At 64.7% G+C, this 26,029-nt stretch carries 24 protein-coding genes; 7 read left to right on the forward strand and 17 right to left on the reverse strand.

What is annotated here, in order from left to right; translation table 11 throughout:
- Positions 1 to 23: 23 nt before the first annotated feature.
- A complete protein-coding gene (locus PSV38_RS12215) occupies positions 24 to 1,640 on the forward strand; it encodes a PEP-CTERM sorting domain-containing protein (protein WP_300547776.1) in 1,617 nt (538 codons plus the stop codon).
- Positions 1,641 to 1,677: 37 nt separating this feature from the next.
- Here PSV38_RS12215 and lipA read toward each other — a convergent pair whose 3' ends face one another.
- Genes lipA through PSV38_RS12235 form a run of 4 tightly spaced genes read right to left on the reverse strand, consistent with a single transcriptional unit; the run spans position 1,678 to position 5,651 of the window.
- Positions 1,678 to 2,637 carry a lipoyl synthase gene (gene lipA, locus PSV38_RS12220; protein WP_300547778.1) on the reverse strand — a complete coding sequence of 320 codons (960 nt, stop codon included), beginning with the start codon at positions 2,635 to 2,637 and terminating at the stop codon, positions 1,678 to 1,680.
- A gap of 17 nt (positions 2,638 to 2,654) precedes the next feature.
- Entirely contained in the window at positions 2,655 to 3,335 is a 681-nt protein-coding gene (gene lipB / locus PSV38_RS12225; RefSeq protein ID WP_300547780.1) for a lipoyl(octanoyl) transferase LipB, read from the reverse strand.
- The gene (gene dprA / locus PSV38_RS12230) at positions 3,335 to 4,459 is read right to left on the reverse strand and encodes a DNA-processing protein DprA (protein WP_300547781.1); all 1,125 of its coding nucleotides are present in this window, start codon (positions 4,457 to 4,459) and stop codon (positions 3,335 to 3,337) included. The genes lipB and dprA overlap by 1 nt, the downstream gene beginning before the upstream one ends.
- Positions 4,460 to 4,481: 22 nt before the next feature.
- A complete protein-coding gene (locus PSV38_RS12235; protein WP_300547783.1) occupies positions 4,482 to 5,651 on the reverse strand; it encodes a LysM domain-containing protein in 1,170 nt (389 codons plus the stop codon).
- 254 nt (positions 5,652 to 5,905) lie between these two features.
- Here PSV38_RS12235 and def point away from each other — a divergent pair, with 254 nt between their 5' ends.
- The 4 genes from def (at position 5,906) to PSV38_RS12255 (ending at position 11,752) form a co-directional block, all read left to right on the forward strand.
- Positions 5,906 to 6,421 (forward strand): peptide deformylase, encoded by a 516-nt coding sequence (gene def, locus PSV38_RS12240; RefSeq protein WP_300547785.1) that lies wholly within the window; start codon positions 5,906 to 5,908, stop codon positions 6,419 to 6,421.
- Between the two features lie 7 nt (positions 6,422 to 6,428).
- On the forward strand, positions 6,429 to 7,376 hold the full coding sequence (gene fmt, locus PSV38_RS12245) for a methionyl-tRNA formyltransferase (RefSeq protein WP_300547787.1): 948 nt from the start codon (positions 6,429 to 6,431) through the stop codon (positions 7,374 to 7,376).
- Positions 7,377 to 7,488: 112 nt separating this feature from the next.
- Complete coding sequence (gene htpX / locus PSV38_RS12250; RefSeq protein ID WP_300547789.1) at positions 7,489 to 8,340, forward strand: zinc metalloprotease HtpX; 852 nt, start codon at positions 7,489 to 7,491, stop codon at positions 8,338 to 8,340.
- A 124-nt stretch (positions 8,341 to 8,464) separates the two neighbouring features.
- Positions 8,465 to 11,752: an EAL domain-containing protein gene (locus tag PSV38_RS12255; RefSeq protein ID WP_300547791.1), complete on the forward strand. Its 3,288-nt coding sequence runs from the start codon at positions 8,465 to 8,467 to the stop codon at positions 11,750 to 11,752.
- A gap of 45 nt (positions 11,753 to 11,797) precedes the next feature.
- Here PSV38_RS12255 and PSV38_RS12260 read toward each other — a convergent pair whose 3' ends face one another.
- The 11 genes from PSV38_RS12260 to PSV38_RS12310 all read right to left on the reverse strand — a co-directional run bounded on the left by PSV38_RS12260 (position 11,798) and on the right by PSV38_RS12310 (position 22,131).
- On the reverse strand, positions 11,798 to 14,203 hold the full coding sequence (locus tag PSV38_RS12260; protein WP_300547792.1) for a DUF1631 family protein: 2,406 nt from the start codon (positions 14,201 to 14,203) through the stop codon (positions 11,798 to 11,800).
- Between the two features lie 65 nt (positions 14,204 to 14,268).
- Positions 14,269 to 15,294 (reverse strand): protein translocase subunit SecF, encoded by a 1,026-nt coding sequence (gene secF / locus PSV38_RS12265; RefSeq protein ID WP_300547794.1) that lies wholly within the window; start codon positions 15,292 to 15,294, stop codon positions 14,269 to 14,271.
- A gap of 29 nt (positions 15,295 to 15,323) precedes the next feature.
- A complete protein-coding gene (gene secD, locus PSV38_RS12270; RefSeq protein ID WP_300547795.1) occupies positions 15,324 to 17,228 on the reverse strand; it encodes a protein translocase subunit SecD in 1,905 nt (634 codons plus the stop codon).
- 21 nt (positions 17,229 to 17,249) lie between these two features.
- Positions 17,250 to 17,576, reverse strand: coding sequence for a preprotein translocase subunit YajC (gene yajC, locus PSV38_RS12275; protein ID WP_300547797.1), 327 nt, complete (start codon positions 17,574 to 17,576; stop codon positions 17,250 to 17,252).
- 77 nt (positions 17,577 to 17,653) lie between these two features.
- Positions 17,654 to 17,956 carry a DUF493 family protein gene (locus PSV38_RS12280; protein WP_300547799.1) on the reverse strand — a complete coding sequence of 101 codons (303 nt, stop codon included), beginning with the start codon at positions 17,954 to 17,956 and terminating at the stop codon, positions 17,654 to 17,656.
- Positions 17,957 to 17,978: 22 nt separating this feature from the next.
- Positions 17,979 to 19,190 (reverse strand): D-alanyl-D-alanine carboxypeptidase family protein, encoded by a 1,212-nt coding sequence (locus PSV38_RS12285; RefSeq protein WP_300547800.1) that lies wholly within the window; start codon positions 19,188 to 19,190, stop codon positions 17,979 to 17,981.
- A gap of 26 nt (positions 19,191 to 19,216) precedes the next feature.
- Complete coding sequence (locus PSV38_RS12290) at positions 19,217 to 19,852, reverse strand: alpha/beta fold hydrolase (RefSeq protein WP_300547801.1); 636 nt, start codon at positions 19,850 to 19,852, stop codon at positions 19,217 to 19,219.
- A gap of 20 nt (positions 19,853 to 19,872) precedes the next feature.
- Complete coding sequence (locus PSV38_RS12295) at positions 19,873 to 20,217, reverse strand: (2Fe-2S) ferredoxin domain-containing protein (RefSeq protein ID WP_300547803.1); 345 nt, start codon at positions 20,215 to 20,217, stop codon at positions 19,873 to 19,875.
- Entirely contained in the window at positions 20,217 to 20,495 is a 279-nt protein-coding gene (locus tag PSV38_RS12300) for a hypothetical protein (RefSeq protein WP_300547805.1), read from the reverse strand. The genes PSV38_RS12295 and PSV38_RS12300 overlap by 1 nt, the downstream gene beginning before the upstream one ends.
- Positions 20,496 to 20,528: 33 nt before the next feature.
- Entirely contained in the window at positions 20,529 to 21,677 is a 1,149-nt protein-coding gene (locus tag PSV38_RS12305; RefSeq protein ID WP_300547807.1) for a VanZ family protein, read from the reverse strand.
- A 25-nt stretch (positions 21,678 to 21,702) separates the two neighbouring features.
- The gene (locus PSV38_RS12310; protein ID WP_300547809.1) at positions 21,703 to 22,131 is read right to left on the reverse strand and encodes a CopD family protein; all 429 of its coding nucleotides are present in this window, start codon (positions 22,129 to 22,131) and stop codon (positions 21,703 to 21,705) included.
- A gap of 300 nt (positions 22,132 to 22,431) precedes the next feature.
- Here PSV38_RS12310 and hemB point away from each other — a divergent pair, with 300 nt between their 5' ends.
- Positions 22,432 to 23,433 (forward strand): porphobilinogen synthase, encoded by a 1,002-nt coding sequence (gene hemB / locus PSV38_RS12315; RefSeq protein WP_300547934.1) that lies wholly within the window; start codon positions 22,432 to 22,434, stop codon positions 23,431 to 23,433.
- A gap of 35 nt (positions 23,434 to 23,468) precedes the next feature.
- Positions 23,469 to 24,581: a magnesium transporter CorA family protein gene (locus tag PSV38_RS12320; RefSeq protein ID WP_300547811.1), complete on the forward strand. Its 1,113-nt coding sequence runs from the start codon at positions 23,469 to 23,471 to the stop codon at positions 24,579 to 24,581.
- Between the two features lie 18 nt (positions 24,582 to 24,599).
- On the opposite strand, the gene PSV38_RS12325 is transcribed toward PSV38_RS12320, so the two are convergent.
- Both PSV38_RS12325 and rimI read right to left on the reverse strand, forming a co-directional pair.
- Positions 24,600 to 25,496: a uracil-DNA glycosylase gene (locus PSV38_RS12325; RefSeq protein ID WP_300547814.1), complete on the reverse strand. Its 897-nt coding sequence runs from the start codon at positions 25,494 to 25,496 to the stop codon at positions 24,600 to 24,602.
- Positions 25,493 to 26,026, reverse strand: a complete 534-nt coding sequence (gene rimI / locus PSV38_RS12330; RefSeq protein WP_300547816.1) for a ribosomal protein S18-alanine N-acetyltransferase — start codon at positions 26,024 to 26,026, stop codon at positions 25,493 to 25,495. The genes PSV38_RS12325 and rimI overlap by 4 nt, the downstream gene beginning before the upstream one ends.
- Positions 26,027 to 26,029: the final 3 nt, after the last annotated feature.

A 26,029-nucleotide genomic window follows, 5' to 3' on the forward strand; every position in this document is an offset into this window, starting at 1 on the left:
CCATTGTTTCATGGAGAAATGAAATGCCACGTCCATTGCACCGTGCTCTGCTGTCCCTCGCCTTGTTTGCGGCTTGTACCACGTCAGCCCAAGCTGTCGTGAGCATTGAGGCCAAGATCACCGGCCTGACACTCACCGCCACCAACCTGAATCTTGCGGACGGCCAAGCCGCGGGTTTCGAGTGGTCCAGCCAGCCGAAAAATTTCGTCAGCGCCCAAACTGCCATCCTGAAAAACGGCTGGGAGAACATCGCGATTGACACCCGCTTCATCCGAAACTCACTGCCCATCCTCTCCTCGCAAATCGCTCAAGGCAGCGTGCAGGGCGCCTCGTCCATCAACATGAATGGCGCCTACTTGTTCGTCAAATCAGCCGAGCCATTGGGGGCTTATGCCAACGCCTGGTCGCGCGAAACGGAAGGCCCTTCAGCCTTGGTGGTGTCACCGTTCACCCGCATCACCCTGACGGCGCAGGCCAGCATTGCGTTCACCAGCGACCCCCTGTGCCAGACGGTGTTTGTGGACGGCTTCGAGCGCTCTTGCAATGGCGGCCATGCCGCGTTGACCGTTGAATTGAACAGTGCCTTTCCTCTACCAGGGGCAAGGAATGAATTCCAGGTGACGCTGGATTTTGATTCGCGCACGGGTAGCGATCGGCTTAACACCCCCGTCCTGCTGACACTCGACAACAACACTGATCAAGAAGCCTACTTTGGGCTGGACTTTGGCGGCGCCACCTGGATCAGCAATAACATGCCAGGGGCCACCACCGTGCCCGAACCAGGCGAGCTGGGTCTGCTCATGGCGGGCCTCGTTACCCTGCTGCTGGTGCATCGTCGCCGCCAGGCCGGTTTGTTAAAGAAGGGCTTGGCCGTGGCTGCTGTCGCGAGCCTCAGCGCCCCCGCCTGGTCCGCCATGACCATGGAGACCCAGATCGCACAACTGCAGTTCACCGCCACGGACCTGGACCCGGCTGATGGACAGGCTGCGCGCTTTGAATGGCTCACGACCGGTTCCGGCAACCAAAACAAGGTCGATGCCCAGGTGTACCAAGCTAGCATGTGGTCACCGGTAGCGCGCGACACGCACATCGGTGACGCGCTGTTTGCCCCTGTGTCGGCCCTGGCACAAAAGGGTGATGTCCTGTCCACTGCATCGATCACCGCCAACGGACTGCACTTGTGGTCCGAGGCTCGCGACAAGCTGAGCGCGAGAGCCGATGCGTACCTGGGGCCAAACTCGGGGCTCTCCGGCAACCTGTGGCTGGCACCCCATACCCGCATCACCTTGACCGGGCAAGCAACGTTCAAATTCACCAACAACCAACTCTGTGGCGATGTCAGCCATGCGGTCACTGCCTGTGGCTACGCCTTCGGGGAATACCACCTGGGGTTCAGAAAAAGTGCTGGTCTCGACTTGAAAAGCAACTATTTCTTCTCAGGGAGCTCAGGCACGACGGGGATCCAAGAAACCACCGTCCCCATCCTGCTGACCTTCGAGAACAACCGATCCGAAGGCACCACTTTGGAGTTCTACGGCTACGCCAGGAACCAAGCCACTGTGCCGGAACCTGAGACCCTGGCATTGATGCTGGCCGGCATGATGGTGGCGTGCTCGATCGGGGTGCGACGCCGCGCCTGACAAGGCCTGTGTGGCCAGGGCCGTGCAGCAGTCGGAGTCAAACCCCGGCGTGCGCCGCCTGCTGGTCCGCGTGGTAGCTCGAACGCACCATCGCACCCACGGCCGCGTGGCTGAAGCCCATCTTCTGCGCTTCCTGCTCGAACATCTTGAAAGTGTCCGGGTGCACATAACGGCGCACCGGCAAGTGGTGCCCGCTGGGCGCCAGGTACTGGCCAATGGTGATCATGTCGATGTCGTGCTCGCGCATGTCGCGCATCACCTGCAGGATCTCTTCGTCGGTCTCGCCCAGGCCCACCATGATGCCGCTCTTGGTGGGCACGTTCGGGTGCAGGGCCTTGAACTTTTTGAGCAGGTTCAGGCTGAATTGGTAGTCGCTGCCAGGACGCGCTTCCTTGTACAGGCGCGGTGCGGTTTCCAGGTTATGGTTCATCACGTCGGGCGCCGCCGCCTTGAGGATCTCCAGCGCGCGATCATCGCGGCCCCGGAAGTCGGGCACGAGGATCTCGATCTGCGTGGCCGGGCTGAGTTCGCGCACCTGGCGGATGCAGTCCACGAAGTGAGCCGCGCCGCCATCGCGCAGGTCATCGCGGTCCACGCTGGTGATCACCACGTACTTGAGCTTGAGCGCCGCGATCGTCTTGGCCAGGTTGGCGGGCTCGTCCGCGTCCAGCGGGTCGGGGCGGCCGTGTCCCACATCGCAAAACGGGCAGCGCCGCGTGCACTTGTCGCCCATGATCATGAAGGTGGCCGTGCCCTTGCCGAAACACTCGCCGATGTTGGGGCACGAGGCCTCTTCGCACACGGTGTGCAGTTTGTGCTCGCGCAAAATCTGCTTGATCTCGTAGAAGCGCGTGCTGGGCGAACCGGCGCGCACGCGGATCCAGTCGGGCTTTTTCAGCACCTCGCCGATGGGCACCACCTTGATGGGGATGCGGGCCATCTTGGCCTCGGCTTTTTGCTTGATGGTGGGGTCGTAGGGCGTGGATTCGGTGGCCATGCCGCGACTTTAGCCGATCAGGGCGACAGCCAGGTGCCCAACTTCTGCCCCAGCAAGGCCGCCGCCTCGCCCCAGGGCACATTCACCCCGAGCGAGGCCAGGTCCACCGTCTTCAAGCCCGTGTAGCCGCAGGGGTTGATACGCTCGTAGGGCGACAGGTCCATGGCCACGTTCAGCGCCACCCCGTGGTAGGTGCAATGGCGGCTGACCTTGATGCCCAGCGCCGCGACCTTGCCCAAGCCCTTGAAGGGATCGCGCGGGTCGGCAGGCTCGGTCAGGGCGGCGTGGCCAGAGGGGTCGGCCAGCCGCACATAGATGCCGGGTGCGCCCGCGACGCGGTGTCCGGTCACGCCCAGCACTTCCAGGGTTTTGATGAGCGCCTGCTCCAGGCGGAACACGTATTCCTTGACGTAGATGCCCTGGCGTTTCAGATCCACCAGCGGGTAGCCCACCACCTGGCCGGGGCCGTGGTAAGTCACCTGCCCGCCCCGGTTGGTTTGCACCACCGGGATGTGATCCGGCCCCGGCGGATTGAACAGCAGGTGCTCGGCTTTGCCCGCCAGCCCTTGCGTGAACACGGGCGGGTGCTCGCAGACCCAGAGTTCATCGGGGGCATCAAGCGTGCGCGCTTCGGTGAAGGCCTGCATGGCTTGGGCCGTGGGGGCGTAATCCACCCGGCCCAGCAGCTTGGTCAGCATCAACCCAGCCCCACACGCTGGAACAAGGCGCCGGGCAGGCGGGCCACCTGGCCCATCATTTCCAGCTCCAGCAAGCGCGCGCCCAGGTCGGCCGGGCCCATGCCGGTGCGGGCAGACAGGGCCTCCTGCCCCACGGGGTCGTAACCCATGGCATCGAGGACCAGGTCTTCGTCACTGGCGGGGCCATCGGCCTGTTCGCCGCCCTCGTCAACTGCGGCCAATCCAGCGACTCGCCAGTTCATTTCTTCCAGCACGTCTTGCGCGGTTTCCACCAGCTTGGCGCCTTGCTTGATCAGGGCGTGGCAGCCCTTGGCCTGCGGCGAATGGATGGAACCCGGGATGGCCAGCACCTCGCGGCCCATCTCCATGGCCAGGCGCGCAGTGATCAGCGAGCCCGACTGCACCGCCGCCTCGACCACCAGGGTGCCGCGCGACAGGCCCGCCACGATGCGGTTGCGCTTGGGAAAGTTGGCGGCCAAGGGCGGTGTGCCCAAGGCGAACTCGCTGATGATCAAGCCGTCTTGCGCAATGCGGTGCGCCAGGTCCCGGTGGGTTTTGGGGTAGACGCGGTCCAGGCCGGTGCCCACCACCGCCACGGTGCTGCCCAGGCGGCCTCCGGCCAAAGCCCCTTCGTGCGCTGCCCCATCCACCCCCAAGGCCAGGCCCGACACCACGGTGATACCCGCCTGGCTCAAGGCCTGGGCAAAAGCAAACGCGTTTTCCTTGCCTTGCGCGGTGGGGTTGCGGCTGCCCACGATGGCCACACAGGGGGTCTGTAGCAACTCAACGCGGCCTTGCGCGAACAGGAGCAAAGGCGGGTCGGCGGTTTCCAACAGCGCAGCGGGGTAACGTTGATCGCCCAGGGTGATCAGCGCGCGGTTTTGCCCGGGTGAGGCAGCGTCCAGCCACGCCAGGGTGGCGTCAAACTGCTCAGCCCAGTCCGCGGGCACCTTCAGCAACTCGGTGGCTTCACGCCCCGAGACCACACCCAACAAGGTGTCCTTGGTTGCGGTGAACACCGCCTGGGGCGAGCCCAGCGCGGCCAGCAGCCGCCGCGCGCAGGTCGGTCCCACGCGTGGTGTCAGCAATAGCCGCAGCCACGCGCCGATTTCGTCGCGTTCCATCTTCAACTCACGGGATCGTCAATCAGGGCTGGGTGAACTTGTCCCCAGGCTTGACCGGGTCCTTCACGCTCAGGATCAGGGCGTAGGACATGCGGTCAAAGGTGCGGAACACGAAGAGCAGGCCATGGCGCTCGTCGGGCAGCTTGATCGTGGGCTTGTCGGGCAGCGTCATGTCGCGGATGGTATTGCCCTCGCGCCACAAGGCCAGCACGTGGCCACGCTCCATGCCATCACGGGCGCCCTTGTTCAGGGACACGATCTGGCTCTGGCCGGCCGTCAGGCTTTCGCCATAGATGGACACGATCTGTCCATTCAAATCTTGCGTTGGGGCATGCGGGGCCAGGTTGTCGAATTCGCGCGGGGGCACGGGCGCCAGGCGATCGCCAATCATGCCTTCCTGGCGCAGGATGCTGGTGGTGAAGGTGGAGGGGATGACCATGGGTTGGCCATCGGCACCCGTGCCTTCCACGCCTTCGCGGACCAGGTTCATGGTGCCCACGTAGGCGGCCTCGTAGCCCAGGACCTCCTTGGTGGCGGGATCGCGAAGGGGCTTGGGTTCGCGGAAGATGCGGAACTCGCGACGGCCACCCAGGTCACCGCGCACATAGGCAGTTTCACCACGCGACACCATCACGCGGCCTTCTTGCGTAGCAACCACGCGCGGTGCGTTCAGCAATTCCTGACTGGTGTCAAAAATGACGGCCTCGTTGAAGAAGGGCTCGATCAGGTGCAGGGGCACGGCCGTGATCGCGTCGTCCAGCGAGCCTTCGCGCACGCGGGGCGACAGGCGGACATCGCCATTGGTGCCGACCGGCTGACCCAAGCGCAAGCGTGCGCGGCCATTGGATTTATCAAGGTACAACACCTGCCCCGGGAAGATCAGGTGGGGGTTGCGGATTTGCTGCAGGTTCATGCCCCACAACTCGGGCCAGCGCCACGGGCTCTTGAGGAAGAGCTTGGAGATGTCCCAAAGTGTGTCGCCACGCTTGACGGTGTAGGAGTCGGGCGCGTTGGGCGACAACTCGGACAGCGGGATCCCGGCTTGCGATACCTGCTTGGCCGTGGCCTTTTGCTGGTTGGTGATGGGGAAGTTGGGACCGTCGGCAGCTTGTGCAGTGGTGGCCAAAATACCCAGGGATACCGCAGCCGACAAGGCCATGGCATGAGCAAGGGGCAGCAATCGCTGGGTCATGAAAACTCTCTCCAATCCACCCGCCGATGAGATCCCTGACAATAAGGATTCCCAATAACCGGCAAAATCTGGTCAATGATCGTTTGATTCTGCCCGGAAAAGACAAGCAGTCGCAACGAAAATTGTCCTCACTTGCCCGCTGAATTCACAGGGGCACCTGGGGGTTCGTTGCGCCGCTTCCACATCCGAGCGGGAACACCCTGCCCTTGTCCGACCCGGTCCTTGACCGGCCGTTTGCCCCGCCGAGAAGTACCATGGCCCTGCTGCCCATCCTTTGCTACCCCGACGCCCGCCTGCACAAGGTGGCTCGCCCGATCGCCACGGTCGACGACCGTGTCCGCCAACTGGTCGACGACATGCTGGAAACCATGTACGACGCCAAGGGGGTTGGCCTGGCCGCCACGCAGGTGGACGTGCATGAACGCCTGGTCGTCATCGACACCAGCGAAGAGCGCGACGACCCCCGTGTGCTGATCAACCCCGAAATCATCCGCGCCAGCGACGAAATGATCATCTGGGAAGAAGGCTGCCTGTCGGTGCCCGCCATTTACGACAAGGTGGAACGCCACGCCCAAGTGCGCGTGCGCGCCTTGAATCGCGATGGCCAAACCTATGAATTCGACGCTGACGAGTTGCTGGCCGTGTGTGTTCAACATGAGCTGGACCACCTGATGGGCAAGGTGTTTGTGGAATATTTATCGCCCCTCAAGCGCAACCGCATCAAGACCAAGATGCAAAAGCGCGGCAAAGACGACGACACCTCCGCCTGACACCCCCATGAAAATCGTTTTCGCGGGCACGCCCGAATTCGCCCGGGAAGCGCTGGCTGCCCTGCACGCCGCGGGTTTCGAGATCCCCTTGGTGCTGACCCAGCCTGACCGCCCGGCGGGCCGGGGCATGAAGCTGCAGGCTTCGCCGGTCAAGCAATTTGCGCTGGACCATGGCATCGCCGTGGCGCAGCCGCCCAGCCTGAAGTTGGACGGCAAACACGCCGAAGCCGCCCAGGCCGCGCAAGCCACCCTGCAAGCGGTGCAGGCTGATCTGATGGTGGTGGCGGCCTATGGCCTGATCCTGCCGAAGTGGACACTCACATCACCCCGCCTGGGCTGCCTGAACATCCATGGTTCGCTGTTGCCCCGTTGGCGCGGCGCCGCCCCCATCCACCGGGCCATCGAGGCTGGCGATGCGGAGACCGGCATCACCATCATGCAGATGGATGAAGGCCTGGACACCGGCGACATGCTGCTGATGGAGCGCGAAACGATTCGGCCCGATGACACCACCGCCACACTGCACGATCGCCTGGCGCGCCTCGGTGGGCGGATGATTGTCGAGGCCCTGGAGTTGGCAGCCTGTGGGGGCCTGAAGCCGGTGAAACAACCCGAAGCCGGCGTGACCTACGCCCACAAGATCGACAAGGCCGAGGCCGCCATCGACTGGGCGCTGCCGGCCACCCAGATCGCCCGCCGCGTGCGCGCTTTTGACCCGTTCCCGGGCACCACGTTTCAGCTGGCAGGCGACACCATCAAGCTGTGGGCGGCTTCGGTGCTGCCCGCCAGCGGCCCACCTGGCCAGGTGTTGCACGCCAGCGGCGACAGCTTGGTGGTGGCCTGCGGCGAGCAATCTCTGGCCCTGCACACCCTGCAGCGTCCAGGAGGCAAACGGATCACCGCCCGGGACTTCCTGCACAGCCAGGGCGGCAACCTGCCCCCGCGATTGGCCTGAAGGGCGCAGGCGGCCCTGCGCTGGGGGAGAAAAAACATTAAAAATGGACGCCTGACGCTTGAACCTTGCTCACCCGCCCGCATCTGACAAGGCACGAAGGAGTACCCCGACCATGTTCAACATCTTGAAAACCGCTGTTCTGATGGCCGCCATCACGGCCCTGTTCATGGCCATTGGCGCCATGATCGGCGGACGCAGCGGCATGATGATGGCACTGCTGGTGGCCCTGGGCATGAACTTCTTCAGCTACTGGTTCAGCGACACCATGGTGCTGAAGATGTACAAGGCGCGGGAGGTGGACGCCACCACCGCGCCGCGCTTTTACGCCATGGTGCAAGACTTGGCCCAGCGCGCCCAACTGCCCATGCCGCGCGTTTACCTGATCGACGAATCGGCCCCCAACGCCTTCGCCACGGGCCGCAACCCCCAACATGCCGCCGTGGCCGCCACCACCGGCATCCTGAACGTGCTGACCGAGCGCGAACTGCGCGGCGTGATGGCGCACGAGCTGGCCCACGTCAAGCACCGCGACATCCTGATCAGCACCGTCAGCGCGACCATGGCCGGTGCCATCTCGATGCTGGCCAATTTCGCCATGTTTTTTGGCGGGCGCAACTCTGAAGGCCGCCCCAGCAACCCGATCGCCGGCATCGCCGTGGCTTTGCTGGCCCCCCTGGCCGCCAGCTTGATCCAGATGGCCATCAGCCGGGCGCGCGAGTTCGAAGCCGATCGGGGCGGTGCCGAGATCAGCGGCGACCCGCACGCCCTGGCGAGTGCCCTGCAAAAAATCCACCGCTACGCCCAAGGCATGCCGATGGAAGCCGCCGAACGCCACCCCGAAACCGCCCAGATGATGATCATGAACCCACTGTCGGGTGGCGGGTTGCGTGGCCTGTTTTCCACCCACCCGTCGACGGATGAGCGCGTTGAACGCTTGATGGCCATGGCGCGCGGCGCGGCTTAATCCGCCCGCCACGCCGCCAAGGTGTGCCGAACGACCGGTACCGCATTCAAGACTTGGCCAATCCGTCCGATAGACCTTGGATCAAGCCTCCAAACAAGGGGGCGGTAAATCACAAGGTCATCGAATGGATCAAACACTGGAGCAGGTCACCCGCTGGTCAGAACGGTGGAAATGGCTGTCAAGGGTGACCCTGGTCGTCGGCCTGTGCCTCAGTCTGCTGGCCTGGCAACAAGCGGCCAAGGACGTGCAGCGCACGGCGGATGACTTGTTCAACCGCACCTCCATGGAAAGTACACGCCGCCTCAATGAGACCTTGACGTACTACATGAGCCTGGTCAGCAGTTTCCAAGCCTTGTTTGTGTCCACGGAATCGGTGACGCGGGGAGATTTTCATCGGCGCTTTCTGAGCCTGGACATCGACAGCGGCTACCCCGGTCTGGTGGCCGTGCAGTATTCACGCTTGGTTCCGCATGCTTCGAAGGCGACCTTCGAAGCCTTGGTGCGTGCCGACAAGAGCCTGGATGCCAAGGGCCATCCGGGCTACGCCATCCACCCGAAGGGCGAGCGCCCCGAGTACATGGCGGTGACCTATGTTGAACCGTCCACCAACAACGAAACGATCCTGGGCTACGACCAGATCCACGAACCCAGCCGCCGGGCCACGACCCTGCTGGCGCGCGACTCGGGCAAGCTCAGCGCCTCAGCCCCACTGAGCCTGGTGTCTGGCGACCGCCAGGCCCTGGGCTTCGTGATCCGCGCGCCCATCTACAAGCCGCATCAACCACTGGTCACCATCGAGCAGCGCCAACAGGCCTTCATCGGTCAGATCGGCGCGGCCTTCCAGGCCGACGCCATCCTGGGCACCATCATCAATTCCGACGAGTGGGCTCGTCTGCAATGGATCGTGCGCGATGTGGGCCCCGCCGAACGGGTCGTGCCTCAGCCTGCCGCGCAAGTCCTGTTCGACAGCGCGCAAGAGTCAACCAGTGCCTTCTCGCCCCGCCAGGCGGTGGCCGATGAAGACCACCGCCTGCAAAGCCTGGAAGTGGGTGGCCGCCGATGGGAGCTGACCCTGCGGCGCCCGCCGGTCAATGCGCTGTGGCAACACTATCCACTGACGCTGCTGATCAGCGGAGTGCTGGTCACGCTGGGGCTGTGGCTGACGCTGCGCGGTTTCGCCATGCAGTACGCCAAAGCCGCACGCATGGCACGCCGACTGAGCAGCCAGTCGCTGGCCAGCGAAAAGCATTTGCGTTCGGTCATCGACAACACGGTTGACGGCATCGTCACCGTGAACGAAGCCGGCATCGTGCTGACCGTCAACCCGGCCACCTGCCGCGTCTTCGGCCATGCACTAGACCAGATGGTGGGCCACCCCTTGAGCCGCCTGATCCCCGGCATCCGCAGCCATGGCCTGGACCAGCCCATGGAAGACTTCCTGATGACGCAGCAGGTGAGCTTTGACGGCGTGGGCCACCGCGTGGAGGGCAAGCACCTGGACGGCCGCACCTTGCCGCTGGATTTGGCCATCAGCCACATGGACGTCGATGGCGAGAAGCAATACGTCGGCATCCTGCGTGATCTCAGCTCCGAGTACCTGGCCGAGCAGTCCATCCAGGAAGCCCAACGCCAGCTCAACGAGGTGGACGAGATGCGCCGCGTCATCGTGCACAACGCGCCTTACGCCATCTTCGTGCTCAACCGCCACGGCATCATCCAGACCGTGAATCCGGCGGGCGAGGCGCTGCTGGGCTACAAGTCCAACGAGCTGATCGGCAAGAGCACCGCCGAGCGCTTCTTCGAGCCCGGCGAGGTGGGCGAGCGCGCCCGCATGCTGGCCCTGCGCCTGAACCGCCCGGTCGAGCACATGCAGGTGCTGGCCCACTTGGCGCACGAATCGCCCGGCCTGCCCAGCGAGTGGACCCTGGTGCGCACCGATGGCCGCCATCTGACTGCCGAGGTCACCGTCACCATCTTGCGCAATGAGATGGACGAGATGACCGGCTACCTGGCCATGGCCTCGGACGTGACTTCGCGCCGCGAAGCCGAAAGCCAGTTGCAACACCTGGCCCTGCACGATTCGCTGACCGGACTGCCCAACCGCAACATGCTGCAGGAGCAGCTCAAGGCCTCGGTGACGCTGGCCGAGCGCGATGGCAACAGCCTGGCGCTGATGTTCCTGGACCTGGACCGCTTCAAGAAAATCAACGACACGCTGGGCCACCACATCGGCGACAGCGTGTTGATCGAGGTAGCCCGCCGCCTGCGCTCCGAGATGCGCACCTCCGACATCGTGGCCCGCCTGGGGGGTGACGAATTCGTGGTCATGCTGCCGCGCATCGCCATGGCGGAAGACGGCGCCGTGGTCGCGCAAAAGTTGCTGGACATCTTTGCCGAACCCTTGCGCGTGGGCCCGCACGAGTTGCGCGTCACGCCCAGTATCGGCCTGGTGATTTACCCGGCGCACGGCACCGACGCGATCACCCTGATGCGCCACGCCGACCTGGCCATGTACCAGGCCAAGAGCCACGGCCGCAACCGCGTGCAGATGTACACCGAGCACATGGAATCGCCCACACTCGACACCCTGCGCCTGGAAAACGACCTCTACAAGGCGCTGGAACGCGACGAATTGCGCCTGCACTTCCAGCCCCAGTTCGATTGCATGACGGGCCGCATCACCGGCGCCGAAGCCCTGGTGCGCTGGGAACATGGCGGCAAGCTGGTGCCCCCGGCCGACTTCATCCCCCTGGCCGAAGAAACCGGCCTGATCGTGCCCATGGGCGAATGGGTGCTGCGCCGCGCTTGCCAGAAGGCCCAGGCCTGGCGTGAACGCAGCGGCTGGCCGATGCGCATCGCCGTTAACCTGTCGGCCATCCAGCTGGACCAGCCCGACATCGTCGATGTGGTGGACCGCGTGTTGAAGGAAACCGGCTTGCCGCCCACGGCGCTGGAGTTGGAGATCACCGAAAGCGTGGTGGTGCGCGAATCACTGCGGGCTGCAGCGGTGCTGACGCAATTGCGCTCGCTCGGCGTGGGCATTGCCATCGACGACTTTGGCGTGGGCTATTCCAGCTTCTCTTACCTGCGCGAGTTACCGGTGGACCGGCTCAAGATGGACCGCTCGTTCTTGAGCAATGTGCCGACCTCGCCCGGCGACAGCCGCTTGGCCGCCGCCCTGATCGCGATGGCGCACCGGCTGGAAGTGGGCATCGTGGCCGAGGGCGTGGAAAACGATGCGCAGTACTCGTTTCTGAAGGCACATGGCTGCGATGAGTGCCAGGGCTATTTCCTGGCCCGCCCGATGGCCGAGCCGGCATTCGAGGCCTTGCTGATGGAACACAGCCGCGACAGCACGGCCAAGGATGCGCTGGCCAAGATTGCGGTGGCTGCGAGGAATCAAGCCTTGTAGCGACATCGATCGTTTGTTCGCCTTGCCATGGAGCACGGCGCGCGGTCAGTTCAGCAGCCGATCAGGATCCGCGTCCAGCTTGGCCAGCGCCTCACGCGTGGCCCGCACTGTGAGGGACTCCTCCTCCACCGGCACCAGCAACCCCGCCTGCAGAAACGCCGCCAGCCGGTGCAACTGGAACAGCACGCCCCGCCCTTGCGGCGTCACGAACAAGGCCAATTGCTTCTGCAGCCCCGACCAGGCGAACTGCACCGACTCCTGGCTGCCCCGGTAGTCCAGCTGGAACCAGGCGCCAATCTGCAACTCGCGCGCCCAGGCCATCATGGCCGGTGTGGGCATGGTGCCCCCTTCGGCCACCACTTCCAGGTCGCTGCTTTCGTGGCCCGACAGGTCGCGCAGGGTTTGCGCGTCCAACTCGACCTCGGCCAGGTTGGGCAGGATGTCGTCCAGCGCCTCCAGGCGTTCGGTCACTTCCTTCAAATGGGCCGACGAGATCGTGGCCGAGCGGGCCGAGAAGGCGGCAGCCAGCGCCGCGTTGAGCTCGTGCACATGCTCGTCCTGCTTCTCGACCGCCATGCCGGCGCGGGCCATGCCATCGCGCACTTTCTTGAGCAAAGGCGGCAGGCGGCGCAGCACGTCGGCGCGGTCTTCGCGTGAATGCTTGGCGCTGGCCGACCAGATCAGGTCGGCCGCTGCGCGCTTGAGCACGCGGGTTTCTTCACTGGACGGGCTGGTCTGCACGGCACTGTGGGCCAGCACATCGGCCCAGACGCGGAACAGGAACTCGCGCACGCCTTCGTGCACCGGCACGTCGGCCAGCATCTTGCGCAGTTCGATGGTGTACTGGATGGCCCAGGTTTCGCGCTGCTCGACCTGCTGCGCCAACGACACACCCTTGCGGCTGGATTCGTTCTCGTCGCGGAAATAGCGCTCGAGGAATTTTTCGAACTCCACCAGCACGGTCTGGAACACGCGCCGCCCCGTGTCGGGATAGGCCTCGACCACCTGCACGATGCGCTTGATCTCGCCCGGCAAGGTGTCTTCCTGCTCGCGCTTGCTGGCGGCAAAGCCCATGACGCAAGCACCCATGCGGTCGATCAACGCACGCGCCGGGTGATCGATGGTGGCGAAAAAATCGGGTTCGGTGACGGCCACGCGCAACACCGGCATCTGCAGGCGGGCGAACCACACGCGGATGGCGGCGGGCAGGCGCTCTTCGGTCAGGATGCTCTGGAACAACAGCGCCACGATCTCGATGATGGCGCGCTCGTTGGGCGAGCTGGCCGCCTGTTTGAGGGTGCGTTTGCTGTCTTGCAAGTCTTGCAACAAGGCGGCGGGCGTGCCCGTGGGAAGGCCGGAATCTCCATCAGCGTGGCGGCGCACCACCTGACCCGCAGCCTGGATGGCCTGGCCCAAAGCCGGGGCCACCACGCCCACCACCACGTTGGCACCGCCGCCCATCACCTGCGTGGGCACGAAGCCCGGCACCTTGTTGGACACGAACTGGTTGAGCTTGCCCAACACCGCCTGGGCAGGCACCGCCGAGCGGCGCAAGGCGGGCGTCTGGGTCATCAAACGGGTTTCTTCATGAGCGCCGCCCATGGGTTGCAAGCCACTGTTGCCGCCCATCTGCGAGGGGCCACCCAGGCCCGAATGCGGCATCGGCGCGGTGCCCGGGCCGCCACGCGTGCCCGCCTTGGCGGTGCCCATGGAAGCCCCAATCCCGGCGCTGCCACTCACATACGGTGCAGCGGAGCGCTGAATGGTGGGGCCCACACCGGTGTCCTTGGTTCGCCGGATGAAAGGCCGCAAGTCGATTTCGGGCTTGACGCCGTGGTCCAGCAGCACATGGTTGGCGTCGTGGTAGGCCTCTTGCGCCAGGTGCGTGGCCTCGTCATGCAGCACGGTCTGCAAGGTCATCCAGTGCGAGGCGCCCAGGCCGGCATCGGTCCAGCTGTCGATCAGCCAACGCGCCAACACCTGAGGCCGCAACACGTCACCGGCCGGATCCGGGTGGCCGTTGCTGCCCGCTTCCAGGGCATTCAGGCGAGAGCACAGGTCGGTGTATTCCCAGCCGGCCCGGTCGGCAATGGTCTGGCCCAGGCGAGACGCCATCATGTCCTGCTCCACCGCGCTGTCTTCCACCAGGGTGAGGTCGGACACCAGTTGCCCCACGGGCTTGGTGTCCAGCGGCCGGGCCAGGCGCACCGCCGTCAGGGCCGACTGGATGCGCTGCTCCAGACTGCGCTGCCAGGCATCCAGGCCGATCGGCATGTCCAGCACCAGGTCGCGCCGGCGCATGTACAGGCCGGGCTCGGCGGTTTGCGAGGCCAGCAATTTGGCGCCGTTGGCACAGGCGTGGATCAACCCGGAGGCGCCCCGCAAGAGGGTTTCCAAATAGGTTTTTCGGGCCGTGATGGCCAATGCACGCGAAGAGCCTATCGATGACATGTGGTCGGTTGATCCGCAGGGCTCGACCTAACCTTCCAGGCCGAGCATTTCATGGTTGATCAACTCTACACCACGGCCCCGGAGTTCGGATCGTTGGGATCGACCTCTTTCTTGGTGCTTTTCATGAGGTCTTCACGGGTCACGCCCAACCACATTGCAATCGCTGCCGCCACGAAGACGGAGGAATAAATGCCAAACAGGATGCCGATGGTCAGGGCCACGGCAAAGTAATGCAAAGTGGGGCCGCCAAAAATCAGCATCGACAACACCATCATCTGGGTTGAACCATGGGTGATGATGGTGCGGCTCATCGTGCTGGTGATGGCGTGGTCGATGACCTGCGCCGTGCTCAGCTTGCGGTAGCGGCGGAAGGTTTCGCGGATCCGGTCAAAAATCACCACCGATTCATTGACCGAATACCCCAGCACCGCCAGCACCGCCGCCAGCACCGACAGCGAGAACTCCCACTGGAAGTAGGCAAAGAAGCCCAGGATGATGATGACGTCGTGCAGGTTGGCGATGATGGCCGCGACCGAGAACTTCCACTCAAAGCGGAAGGCCAGGTAGATCATGATGCCCAGCACTGACACACCCAGGGCCAGCGCGCCGTCTCGGGCCAACTCACTGCCCACTTGCGGGCCGACGAATTCGCTGCGTTGCAAGGTCAGGTTGGTCTGGCCACCGGCCTGGCAAGCCTTGGTCGATGAAGGGTGCCCGGGGGTGGGCGCCAGCATGCTGACCGTGCCCTTTTCAGCGGAGCACAGGGTGCCGAACACCTTGTCCACCACCTCGGCCTGCTTGAGGCTGCCACGCAAAGGCAGGCGGATCAGCACGTCGCGCGAGGTGCCGAAGTTCTGCACCTGCACTTCGCCATAGCCCAACGCGTCCACGGTGTGGCGCACTTTTTCAAGGTCGGCGCTCTGGGCGTACTGCACCTCGATGACCGAACCGCCGGTGAACTCGATCGACAAGTGCAGTCCCCGGGTGACCAGGAAAAACACGGCGGCGGCGAAAGTCAGGAACGAAACAATGTTGAAAATCAGCGCATGCCGCATGAACGGGATGTCGCGCTTGATGCGGAAAAATTCCATGGCGAGTGTCCTTCAGGGGGTGCGGGGGGTCATTGGTCCACGGTGTCAACGTCGGTCGACAGGCTGCCAGGTTTGGCAGCGGCCTTCCAGACCTGACCGATGGACACGCTCTTGAGCTTTTTCTGACGGCCGTACCAAAGGTTGACCAGCCCACGCGAGAAGAGCACCGCCGAGAACATCGAGGTCAAAATGCCCAGGCAATGCACCACCGCAAAGCCCTTGACCGGCCCCGAGCCGAACATCAGCAGCGCCACGCCCACGATCATGGTGGTGACGTTGGAGTCAAGAATCGTGGCCCAGGCGTGCTCGTAGCCGGCCTGGATGGCCGATTGCGGCGCCGCGCCGTTGCGCAACTCTTCACGCACGCGCTCGTTGATGAGCACATTGGCGTCGATGGCCATGCCCAGGGTCAGGGCGATGGCCGCGATGCCAGGCAAGGTCAAGGTGGCTTGCAGCATCGACAGCACGGCCACCAACAGCAGCAGGTTCAAGGCCAGGGCCAGGGTCGAGAACACGCCGAACAGCAGGTAATAGGCGATCATGAAGACCGCGATGGCGGCAAAGCCGTACATCAGGCTCTTGAAGCCCTGCTCGATGTTGGCGGCGCCCAGGCTGGGGCCGACGGTGCGCTCTTCGATGATTTCCATGGGCGCGGCCAGACTGCCAGCGCGCAACAGCAGCGCCGTGTCGGCGGCTTCGTCGCCCTGCATGCTGCCGGAAATCTGCACGCGGCCACCCGAGATCTCGGAGCGGATGACCGGGGCCGTCACGACCTCGCCCTTGCCCTTTTCGAACAGGATGATGGCCATGCGCTTGCCGATGCTCTCGCGGGTCACGTCGCGGAAGATGCGGGCGCCACGGGCGTCCAGCGTCAGGTGCACGGCAGCTTCCTGGTTTTCGTCAAAGCCGGGTTGGGCGTCGGTCAGGTTGTCGCCCGTCAGCACCACCTGGCGCTTGACGATGATGGGCACGCCTTGGCTGTCGGCGAATTTTTCGGTGCCGAAAGGCACGGTGCCGCCAGCCAGGGCGGCGTGGGCCTCGGTGCTGTCATCGACCATGCGCACTTCCAGCGTCGCGGTGCGGCCGATGATGTCCTTGGCCTTGGCCGTGTCTTGCACGCCAGGCAACTGCACCACCACGCGGTCCAGGCCTTGCTGCTGGATGATGGGCTCGGACACGCCCAGCTCATTGATCCGGTTGTGCAGGGTGGTGATGTTTTGCTTGAGTGCGTTTTCCTGGATGGTGCGCTCGGACTGGGCCTTGAGCTGGCCGACCAGGGTCAGGGTGCCGCTGCCGTCACTGTCGGTGCCATCGGTCCATTGCAGGTCACCCAGGCTGTCGGTCAGCACGTTGCGGGCAGCCTTGCGCCCAGCGTCGTCGTGGAAGCGAACGGTGATCGCCTGGTCGTCACGGCGAATGCCGCTGTGGCGGATGTCCTTGTCGCGCAGCAGGCTGCGGATGTCACCAGTCAGGCTTTCAATCTTTTGCGTGAGCGCGCCCTTCATGTCGACCTGCATCAGGAAGTGCACGCCACCGCGCAAGTCCAGGCCCAGGAACATGGGGTTGGCGTGCAGGGTGCGCAGCCAATGCGGTGAGCGCGACACCAGGTTCAGCGCCACGATGTAGCGCTCGTCCTGGGGATCGGGGTTGAAGGCCCGGCCGAGCACGTCGCGCGCCTTCAGCTGGGTGTCGGTGTCGGCGAACCGCGCCTTGATGGAGTTGCCATCAAACTCAACGAAATCAGCGGCGATGTTGGCCTGCTTGAGCGCCGCCTCCACCTTGACCAGCGATTCGGCGTTGAGCTTGACCGTGGACTTGCCACTGGACAGTTGCACGGCCGGCGCCTCGCCAAAGAAGTTGGGCAAGGTGTAGATCAGGCCCACCAGCAAGGCGACGGCGATGATCAGGTGCTTCCACCAGGGGTAGCGGTTCATGGTTGAAATCCTGCGATTTATTTACTTGTAGCTGCCCTTGGGCAAGACCTGGACGATGGCCGAGCGCTGGATTTGCAACTCCACGCCATTGGCCACTTCCACCGTGGCGAAGGTTTCGCCCAGCTTGCTGATCTTGCCGATCACGCCGCCTTGCGTGACGACTTCGTCGCCCTTGGCCAGGGCGTCCATCATGGCCTTGGTCTCTTTCTGGCGCTTCATCTGGGGGCGAATCATGACGAAGTACAGGACCACGATCATCACGATCGGCAGCAACATGCTGTTGAGCAAGCCTGCGGGACCGCTGGCGGCTGGGGCCGCGGCTTGGGCGAAAGCGTCGGAAATGAACACGGTAAAAATCCTTCAAACGGACGGCCACCAAGGCGGGCCAAATCCAGTCGATTGTATGCCGTGGGGGTGAGGCCCCGTCAGAGCACGTACTTGACCAGGGGATGCCCGGTGAAAGCGCGGTAGATGTTGTCCAGGTGTTCGCGGCTGATGGCATTGACCGTGATGGTCAGGCCCATGTACTTGCCACCGCTGCTGGGGCGCAGCTCAAGCGTCTTGGCGTCGAAGTTGGGGTCGTGGTGAACCGCCAGCGCCACCATGGTTTCCACGAAAGGCGGCTCGTGCAGGCCCATGACCTTGATGGGGAAGGCGCAGGGGTACTGGATCAGCGACTCTTCGGGCGGGATCTCGGGGGGTGCTGGGGGAACAACGGGTTCATTCATGCGGATACTCCTTGCTCTTCGATCATTTGACGCCCAGGCGGATGGCGTCCCAGAGGCGACCAAACCAGCCAGCGCTGGGCACGGCGTCCAGGGTGTTCAAGGGCACATCCTGCCAGGGTTGTCCGGCCAGGGTGATCTTGAGCGTGCCCACGGTCTGGCCTTGGGTCAAGGGGGCCACCAGCGGATCGTTGCGGGCGACGGTGGCTTTCAGGCCGCCAGCCTGGCCGCGCGGTACCACCACCGTCACCGGAGCGGCGCGCCCCAACCTCACGCTGGACGACTGCCCCTTCCAGACGGGCGCGGTGGTCACCGGCTTGTTCGCGTCAAACAGCTTGACCATGTCGAAGGCGCCATAGCCCCAGTTCAACAGCTTCTGGCTTTCGTTGGCGCGGGTTTCGGGCGAGGTGGCGCCGATCACCACGCTCAAGAGGCGCCGCGGCCCCGAGGGCGTGACGCGCTGGGCCGTGGCGATCAGGCAGTAGCCGGAGGCGTCGGTGTAACTGGTCTTCAGGCCATCGACCGTGGGATCGCGCCACAGCAGCAGGTTGCGGTTGGGCTGGCGGATGCCGCCGAAGGTGAACTCCTTGCTGGCGTAGTAAGGCAGGGCCTGCGGGAAGTCGGTGACCAGCCTCAAGGCCAGGACGGACAGCTCGCGCGCCGTGCTGCGGTGCCCGGGCGCGGTCTGCCCGTCGGGGTTTTTGAACGTGGTGGCCTTCAGGCCAAAAGCCTGGGCCTGCCGGTTCATCATGGCCACGAAGTTCTCGACCGTGCCGCCCACCGCCTCGGCCAGGACCACGCTGGCGTCGTTGCCGCTCTGCACGATCATGCCCCTGAGCAGGTCATCGACCTTGACGCGGCTGTTGGCGGTCAGAAAGCTGCGCGACGGGCCGGTGATGCCGGCGCGCCAGGCGCGCTCGGACACCGGCACTGATTGCGTCAAGGTCAGCTTGCCTGACTGCACGGCCTGAAAAGCCAGGTAGGCGGTCATCAGCTTGGTCAAGGAGGCGGGCTCGACCGGCTGGTCGGCGTTGCGCGCGGCCAGGGTCTGCTGGCTGCTCAGGTCTTGCAGGACAAAGGCTCGGGCGGCCAGCTCGGGCGGCAGCGGCATGGCGGCAGACGGGGCCGCGAACGGGAACACCGGGGCCACGGTCGCCCCTTGCGCCCAGGCCAGGGGCCAGCACAAAGCGCCGGTCAGCGCGACCAACAGGCCGCGGCGGGACAAGGGAAACAGCATGTGATCAGGCCAGCAGGTGAGGTCAATCAGGCCGAAGTGCCCGGAGTGCCGCGCAAGTGACGCAGCACCCGGTCGCGCAGAACGCCGAGTTGACCATGGAAAAAATGGCCCACACCCGGCACGACTGTGACCGGCAAGGCCTGCGGCCGAGCCCAGTCGAGGACGCTGGTCATCGAGACGACATCGTCCTGCTCGCCCTGCACCACCAGGGTGTGGGTCGGCACGTTCGGCAAGGTGTAACGGGTGGCCGGGCTAACCAGCACCAGCTCGCTCGGTGCCTGGGGCAGGCGCGCACTGGCACTGGCGGCGATGAAGCCCCCGAATGAGAACCCGGCCAAGGCCACGGGCAGACTTTGCACGACCGGGTGGGTGCGGTGGTGGGCCAGCACAGCAAGCAGGTCATCGACCTCGCCCACGCCTTCATTCCAGGCGCCTTCGGATTGGCCAATGCCCCGGAAGTTGAAACGCACGGTCCGCCAGCCCGCCTGCACAAAGGCGCGTGACAGGGTGTGCACCACCTTGTTGTCCAGGGTGCCGCCCATCTGCGGGTGCGGGTGCGCGATCACGGCCAGACCGATGGGCGCGGTGGCGGGGTCTTCGAGCACGACCTCGATCAAGCCCGAAGGGCCGTCGATGGTGGTGGAATCAGGGCGTCCGATCATGGTGCGGCGCAAGTCATCAATCAACGGCCCACGTCGGGCGGCAGCACCAGACGCTCAACCACCAGGCCTTTGACCAGGTGCGATTCAACGATCTCCTCGATGTCGGATTTGTCAACGAAGGTGTACCAGGTGCCTTCCGGGTAGACGACAGCGACCGGGCCGCCAGCGCAGCGGTCCAGGCAACCGGCCTTGTTGACGCGCACCTGGCCGGGGCCATTCAAACCGGCGTTTTTCACCAGTTTCTTGCAGTGGTCGAAACCCTCCTGGGCACCATGATCGCCGCAAGAGCTTTCACCGTTGATGCGCTGGTTGAGGCAGAAAAAGATGTGGCGTTCGTAGTACATGGCAGTCGATTCGGTGCTCATCAATCCAGAGGCTCCTCGCTGGGCTCATCCCAAGGTGAGGACATCTGGCTCATGCCTTCGTCCAGCTTCGGGCCGGTCCAGTCCGAGAACTTGCCGACGTAGGTGGTGGCGCTGATGTCGTCCGCGTAGGCGATCAGCACAATGGCCAAGTCGGCCATGCGCGACACCTGCATGACCTCGCCGGTTTTGGCATGGTCGGCCAGGCAGCTTTCGGGATTGAACGCTTTCAGCGTGATCCGTTCAAGCTGCTGCCCGAAAATCTTGACGACCTTGACCATGCAGTGCTCCGAAGGTGAGTGGGTTGGGGGATTTTAGGTGGGCGCTTCGGTATGCCGACTTTCACGCCCGAAGAGGCGGGTGATCAGCCAGGCCATGGCCACGTAGGGCCACAGGATGCCGAACCAGCGCGACAGGCCATGGAAACGGATGAAGCGCCCATGCTCCCACGATTCCAGCGCCAAGGCGTAATAGGGGTCTGGCGGCACCTGGTGCACCAGGACGATGAGCCCGGCCAGCGTCAGCACCCCCACGCTGGCGCAGGTGGTGCGGGTGCGGTCCAGCAACAGGGTGCCCCCCAACGCGCCGACCAGCAGGCCGGTGATGGTGGGCACGCTCATCCAGGTCAGGGCGTGCTCAGGGCCGAAATTCATGGCGGTGGACAGCGCCGTCGCACCCACCCCCATCACCAGGGCCCCCACCAACAGGAAAGCACGGGTGTTGCGCGGTCGGGCCAGGGCGCAGGCCACGCACATGGGCGCCAGCAGGCCCAAGGCCACGGTGGTGGCCTCACGCGCGGGCACCCACAGCGAGTCCGGATCGGCGGAAATGTTGTCAGTCCACAGGCTCAAGGGGTCGGCAGGCAGCACCCAGGCTTGCCACGGCGAGTCGCGGGTCAGCTCCATCAGACCGATGAGCAGGTGCGGCAGGAACTGCCCTTCCCCCAAAGGCAATGGCGGCGGAAACAGCAGGCCCAAGGGCCACATCCAGATCAGGGCCAGGCCAAACCCCGCCTGAGGGATGAACCACCGCTCGCGCAAACGGTGCCACACATCCACCAGGCCCAAGGCATTCAAGGTCACCGCGGTCAAAGCGCCCCACGCCATGCCCAAGGTGTTGAGCGCCCAGTCGGAGATCGACGGCACGCGGTTGGGCACCGTGAACTGGGCCAGCTCCAAGCCATAAGACAAGGCCGACCCCGACGCCAGGGTCAGCACCGCCGCCACGAAGGCACCCCGCCCGCTGCGCAGGTGGGCCACCGTCAGGATCAAACCCAAGGGCAGGTAGCCCAGCAGGTTGGCCACCAGGTCGGAGGGCACTTCGTGGGACTGTTTGGGCAGTTCCCAGCTGAAAACGTGGCGGTCGGGCCAATGCCAGCCAGTCAGCGGAAACAAGGTGGCGTAGACGATCAAGGCCACGGCCACCCAGGTGAGCGGCCAGGCGGTGCTGCGGTGCAAGGACATCAGCAGGCCTTGAAGCGAGGGCGGATCAGAAAGGCTTGACCACCACGAGGATGACGATGAGCGCGAAGATCAGCACCGACCCCTCATTGAACACCCGCAACCATCGGTGCGTGCGGCGCTGGCTGAGCTGCTCGAACTCGCGCAGGATCTTGCGACAGACGTGGTGGTAGCCAATGGCGCCGATCACCAGCAGGAGTTTGGCGTGCATCCAGCCATTGCCTGGCCCCCTGCCGATGCCGTAGTACAGCCACAGCACCAAACCCAGCACCACGGCTGGAATCATCAGCAAGGACATGAAGCGGTACAGCTTGCGCGCCATGAGCAGCAGGCGTTCGCGCTCGGCGTGGCTGTCGCCCGGCACCATGGCCAGGTTGACGAACAAACGCGGGAGGTAAAACAGGCCGGCAAACCAGCTGGCGACGAAAACGATGTGGAAGGCTTTGATCCAGAGCATAGCCGATTATGGCCAGGGCGGGGATCGATTTGGGGATTGATCGCGCGGCGCAACATGGCCAGCACAAAAAAAAGAGCCCCGGCATGGCCGGGGCTGTGGAAGCCTTAACGCTGTCATCACGGTAAGGCACCTGCTCAGGGAGGAAAAGCAGGGAATGAAGGCCTTGCGGCGTATCATTCAGGATCGATTATAGAGGGCTTGCGGCGTCATGTCTCCAAACCATGTCCGCAAACCCGGGATTGCTGCCGGTTTTTTTGTTCTCTTTGCATTCCTTCACACAGTTTTCACACCTTGTTCCGCATGTCCTTCTTGCACCACTTCCCGCAACACCGTCCTCGCCGACTCCGCCGTGATGAATTCACGCGCCGCCTGGTGCGAGAGCACGCACTGACTTCTGCTGATCTGATCTACCCCGTCTTCGTGTTGGATCAAGACGACGGCGTGCAAGACATTGCGTCCATGCCGGGCGTGCAACGTTTGAGCCGTGGCGCGCTGTGGGCCCAGGCCGAGCAATGCGTGATGTTGGGCATCCCGGTGATGGCCTTGTTCCCGGTGATCGACCTGGCGCTGAAGACGCCAGATGGCCAGGAGGCTCTGAACCCCGAGGGCCTGGTGCCCCGCACTGTGCGTGAACTGAAGCGGCGCTTTCCCGAGTTGGGCGTGATGACGGACGTGGCGCTGGACCCCTTCACCACCCACGGCCAGGACGGCCTGCTGGATGACGCCGGCTACATCCTCAACGACGAAACCGTGGCGGTGCTGACCCGCCAGGCTTTGGTCCAGGCCGAGGCCGGCGTGGACATCGTGGCCCCCAGCGACATGATGGACGGGCGCATCGGCGCGATCCGCCAGGCCCTGGAATCACAGAGCCTGATCCACACCCGGATCATGGCCTACAGCGCCAAGTACGCCAGCGCCTTCTACGGCCCCTTCCGCGACGCGGTGGGCTCCAAGGCCAACTTGGGCAAAAGCAACAAGAAGGTCTACCAGATGGACCCGGGCAACAGCGACGAGGCCCTGCGCGAAGTGGGCATGGACATCGCCGAGGGCGCGGACATGGTCATGGTGAAACCCGGCATGCCTTACCTGGACATCGTGCGCCGCGTGAAAGACGAATTCCGCGTGCCCACCTTCGCCTACCAGGTCAGCGGCGAGTACGCCATGATCAAGGCCGCCGCCCAGAACGGCTGGCTGGACCACGATGCCGCCATGATGGAGGCCTTGTTGGCCTTCAAGCGGGCGGGCGCCGACGGCGTACTGACTTATTTCGCCTTGCAGGCCGCCGAACTGCTGCGCGACTGACGGCTGTTTGATGAATGAATGCTGGAGCTGCCTGAGTGCGTTTTTTCCTGATCAATGAGCGCTTCCAGGAGCTCCCCGACTGGCCGGACACCCCGCCCACCCAAGGTTTTTTGTGGGTGACCACGGCCCGGCGTGAATTCGAGGTCGGCCTCGGCAAGGTCCAGGCGCAGTTGCAGCACCTGACCGGCGGCAACCTGGTGGACCTGCACGTCATGGACCTGCTGAACGCGCAGTTGCCTTCGCAGTACGACTACACCTCCTGGTACGACATGCTGGTGTTCCGCCGCCTGGCAGCGGCGCAGGGCACGGAAAGCATGTTCCTGGACGACACGCATGGCACCGCCAGCAGCGCGCGACAGGCCCTGGCCAGCATCGACACCAGCCCGGTGGGTTTCGTGGTGTTCGACCGCGTGCTGCTGACCGTGCACCCGGCCGATTGCTCGGTGCGCGATTTTTTCGAGGCCCGACTCAACCAGATGGTGAACGCCGACGAGCGCAACGAGAACCGCACGGAAGGACGCGGTGCGGTCAACCGCCTGCCCCCCAGCTCGGCCGACCTGATGGTGCGCATCGTCAACCACATGGTCGACAGTTACCTGGACCTGCGTCGCCTGTTGACCAAGCAGTCCGCCTACCTGCAGCAAGAGCTGCTGAGCAACCGCAAGCAGTTCAACCACTGGCAATCGCTGCTGGAGGCGCGCAACACCCTGCACCAACTGGAAGACACTTGCGAAGACCAGCGCAGCGCCGTTCAGGAATGGATCGATGCGCTGGACGACTGGCCCATGCCCACCGAACCTGCCGCCGCCCGCGAGCGCGAGGTGCTGCGCGTGCGTTCGCGCGACGTGCTGGAACACATCGAGCGGGTGCTGGGCCATGTGCGGCGCCTGGAGTCGTCGTCGGAAGGCGCGGTGCAGATGCACTTTTCGCTGCAAGGCAACCGCACCAACGACATCATGCGCACCCTCACGGTGATGACGGCGGTGTTCTTGCCACTGAACCTGATCACGGGCGTCTTTGGCATGAACTTCGACTTCCTGCCGCTGATCCACACGCGGCTGGGTTTCTGGGTGGCTTGCGGGTTGATGGCGGGGGTTGTGCTGGTGTTGGTGATGCTGTTCAGGCGCAAGCGCTACCTGGAACAGTGACGCGCTGAGCGCTCCGGGTCAAACCGGTCGCAAGAGCAGCTCACGCACCCGGCACAGGTCATCCCACACCAGGCCCTTGTCGACCGGGTTGCGCAGCAGGTAAGCGGGGTGATAGGTGACGACCACCGGCGTGCCCTGCACCTCGTGCAGGCGCCCGCGCAAGCGGCCGATGGGCTCGCTGGTTTTCAGCAATGACTGCGCCGCAAAGCGCCCCATGGCGATGATGACGCGGGGCTTGACCAGGGCGATCTGGCGCATCAGGTAGGGCTCGCACTGCGCCACTTCGGCGGGCAGCGGGTTGCGGTTGCCGGGCGGGCGGCACTTGAGGACGTTGGCGATGAAAACCTGACTGCTGGCCTGGGCCTCGCCACGGGTCAGCCCGATGGGGCTGAGCATGCGGTCGAGCAATTGCCCGGCGCGGCCCACAAAGGGCTCGCCCTGGCGGTCTTCCTGCTCACCAGGGGCTTCGCCAATGATCATCACGCTGGCTTGTTCGTGGCCCACGCCGAACACGGTTTGCTGGCGGCTTTCGCACAGGCCGCAGGCGGTGCAGCCGGACACGGCCTGGCGCAGGGTGGACCAGTCCATCTGGTCGATACCCTCGGGGGGCGCGCGCAGGATGGCTTCGATGCCCGCAGTGGCGGCCGCGGCGATGGACACGGGCGGCTTGGCTTCAGGGCGGGCCGACCTGGCGGCGGGCGCAGGCGCGGTCGGCGCTTCAACGGGGCGACTGGCGTGCAGCGGCGCCAAGGCAGAGGCGTCTGCCGTGGGCATGGTCGGGCGCGTTGCCTGCGCCACATCGGTAGCGGACACGCCCACTGGCGCATCCTCCGAGGGCGCGTCAGGCGGCACCGGCCAGAACGCCGGGATGCCCATTTCGCGCAGCATGGCGCGTTGGCGCTCGGACCAGCTCATGGTCGGACCGCCTTCAGTTCCAACCGCATCACCAAGGCATCTTCGCGGCCGCCGGGCGCGGGGTAGTAGCCCTTGCGCACCCCAACTTCCACAAAGCCCTGGCGCCGGTAAACCATCAGCGCACGCTCGTTGGAGGGGCGCACTTCCAGCCACAGCAAGGGCACCCCCGCCTCGCGGCAAAACGCGTACAAGGTGTCCAACAGGGCACGCGCGACGCCAGCCCCATGCAGGGCCTTGTCGACCGCGATGTTGAGCAGGTGCATTTCGTCCACGCCGTCCATGGCCACGCACACGCCGATGATGCGGCCGGTGTCGGGCTGGGTGCGCACCCGCGTCCAGTAAGCGCTGCGCAGCGACGATCGGTAGTTGTCTTCGGACCAGGCGTGCGCGGAATCCAGACAGGCGAGGCGCTCCATGGCGAGCACGGCCGGGATGTCGTCCTCGGTCATGACCCGGTCGGCGAAAGGCGACGCTCCGGCCGCCTCTGCCAAGGGGCTGAAGGGTGACGGTGAGCGTGAGGGCGCGGACATGGG

The sequence above is a fragment of the Aquabacterium sp. genome (genome assembly GCF_029946005.1).
In the GTDB taxonomy this organism is placed as follows: Bacteria; Pseudomonadota; Gammaproteobacteria; order Burkholderiales; family Burkholderiaceae_C; genus Aquabacterium.

Coding starts and splice junctions, on each gene's coding strand:
- PSV38_RS12215 (WP_300547776.1), top strand. CDS start 24: ATGCCACGTCCATTGCACCGTGCTCTGCTGTCCCTCGCCTTGTTTGCG.
- lipA (WP_300547778.1), bottom strand. CDS start 2,637: ATGGCCACCGAATCCACGCCCTACGACCCCACCATCAAGCAAAAAGCC.
- lipB (WP_300547780.1), bottom strand. CDS start 3,335: ATGCTGACCAAGCTGCTGGGCCGGGTGGATTACGCCCCCACGGCCCAA.
- dprA (WP_300547781.1), bottom strand. CDS start 4,459: ATGGAACGCGACGAAATCGGCGCGTGGCTGCGGCTATTGCTGACACCA.
- PSV38_RS12235 (WP_300547783.1), bottom strand. CDS start 5,651: ATGACCCAGCGATTGCTGCCCCTTGCTCATGCCATGGCCTTGTCGGCT.
- def (WP_300547785.1), top strand. CDS start 5,906: ATGGCCCTGCTGCCCATCCTTTGCTACCCCGACGCCCGCCTGCACAAG.
- fmt (WP_300547787.1), top strand. CDS start 6,429: ATGAAAATCGTTTTCGCGGGCACGCCCGAATTCGCCCGGGAAGCGCTG.
- htpX (WP_300547789.1), top strand. CDS start 7,489: ATGTTCAACATCTTGAAAACCGCTGTTCTGATGGCCGCCATCACGGCC.
- PSV38_RS12255 (WP_300547791.1), top strand. CDS start 8,465: ATGGATCAAACACTGGAGCAGGTCACCCGCTGGTCAGAACGGTGGAAA.
- PSV38_RS12260 (WP_300547792.1), bottom strand. CDS start 14,203: ATGTCATCGATAGGCTCTTCGCGTGCATTGGCCATCACGGCCCGAAAA.
- secF (WP_300547794.1), bottom strand. CDS start 15,294: ATGGAATTTTTCCGCATCAAGCGCGACATCCCGTTCATGCGGCATGCG.
- secD (WP_300547795.1), bottom strand. CDS start 17,228: ATGAACCGCTACCCCTGGTGGAAGCACCTGATCATCGCCGTCGCCTTG.
- PSV38_RS12280 (WP_300547799.1), bottom strand. CDS start 17,956: ATGAATGAACCCGTTGTTCCCCCAGCACCCCCCGAGATCCCGCCCGAA.
- PSV38_RS12285 (WP_300547800.1), bottom strand. CDS start 19,190: ATGCTGTTTCCCTTGTCCCGCCGCGGCCTGTTGGTCGCGCTGACCGGC.
- PSV38_RS12290 (WP_300547801.1), bottom strand. CDS start 19,852: ATGATCGGACGCCCTGATTCCACCACCATCGACGGCCCTTCGGGCTTG.
- PSV38_RS12295 (WP_300547803.1), bottom strand. CDS start 20,217: ATGAGCACCGAATCGACTGCCATGTACTACGAACGCCACATCTTTTTC.
- PSV38_RS12300 (WP_300547805.1), bottom strand. CDS start 20,495: ATGGTCAAGGTCGTCAAGATTTTCGGGCAGCAGCTTGAACGGATCACG.
- PSV38_RS12305 (WP_300547807.1), bottom strand. CDS start 21,677: ATGTCCTTGCACCGCAGCACCGCCTGGCCGCTCACCTGGGTGGCCGTG.
- PSV38_RS12310 (WP_300547809.1), bottom strand. CDS start 22,131: ATGCTCTGGATCAAAGCCTTCCACATCGTTTTCGTCGCCAGCTGGTTT.
- hemB (WP_300547934.1), top strand. CDS start 22,432: ATGTCCTTCTTGCACCACTTCCCGCAACACCGTCCTCGCCGACTCCGC.
- PSV38_RS12325 (WP_300547814.1), bottom strand. CDS start 25,496: ATGAGCTGGTCCGAGCGCCAACGCGCCATGCTGCGCGAAATGGGCATC.
- rimI (WP_300547816.1), bottom strand. CDS start 26,026: ATGTCCGCGCCCTCACGCTCACCGTCACCCTTCAGCCCCTTGGCAGAG.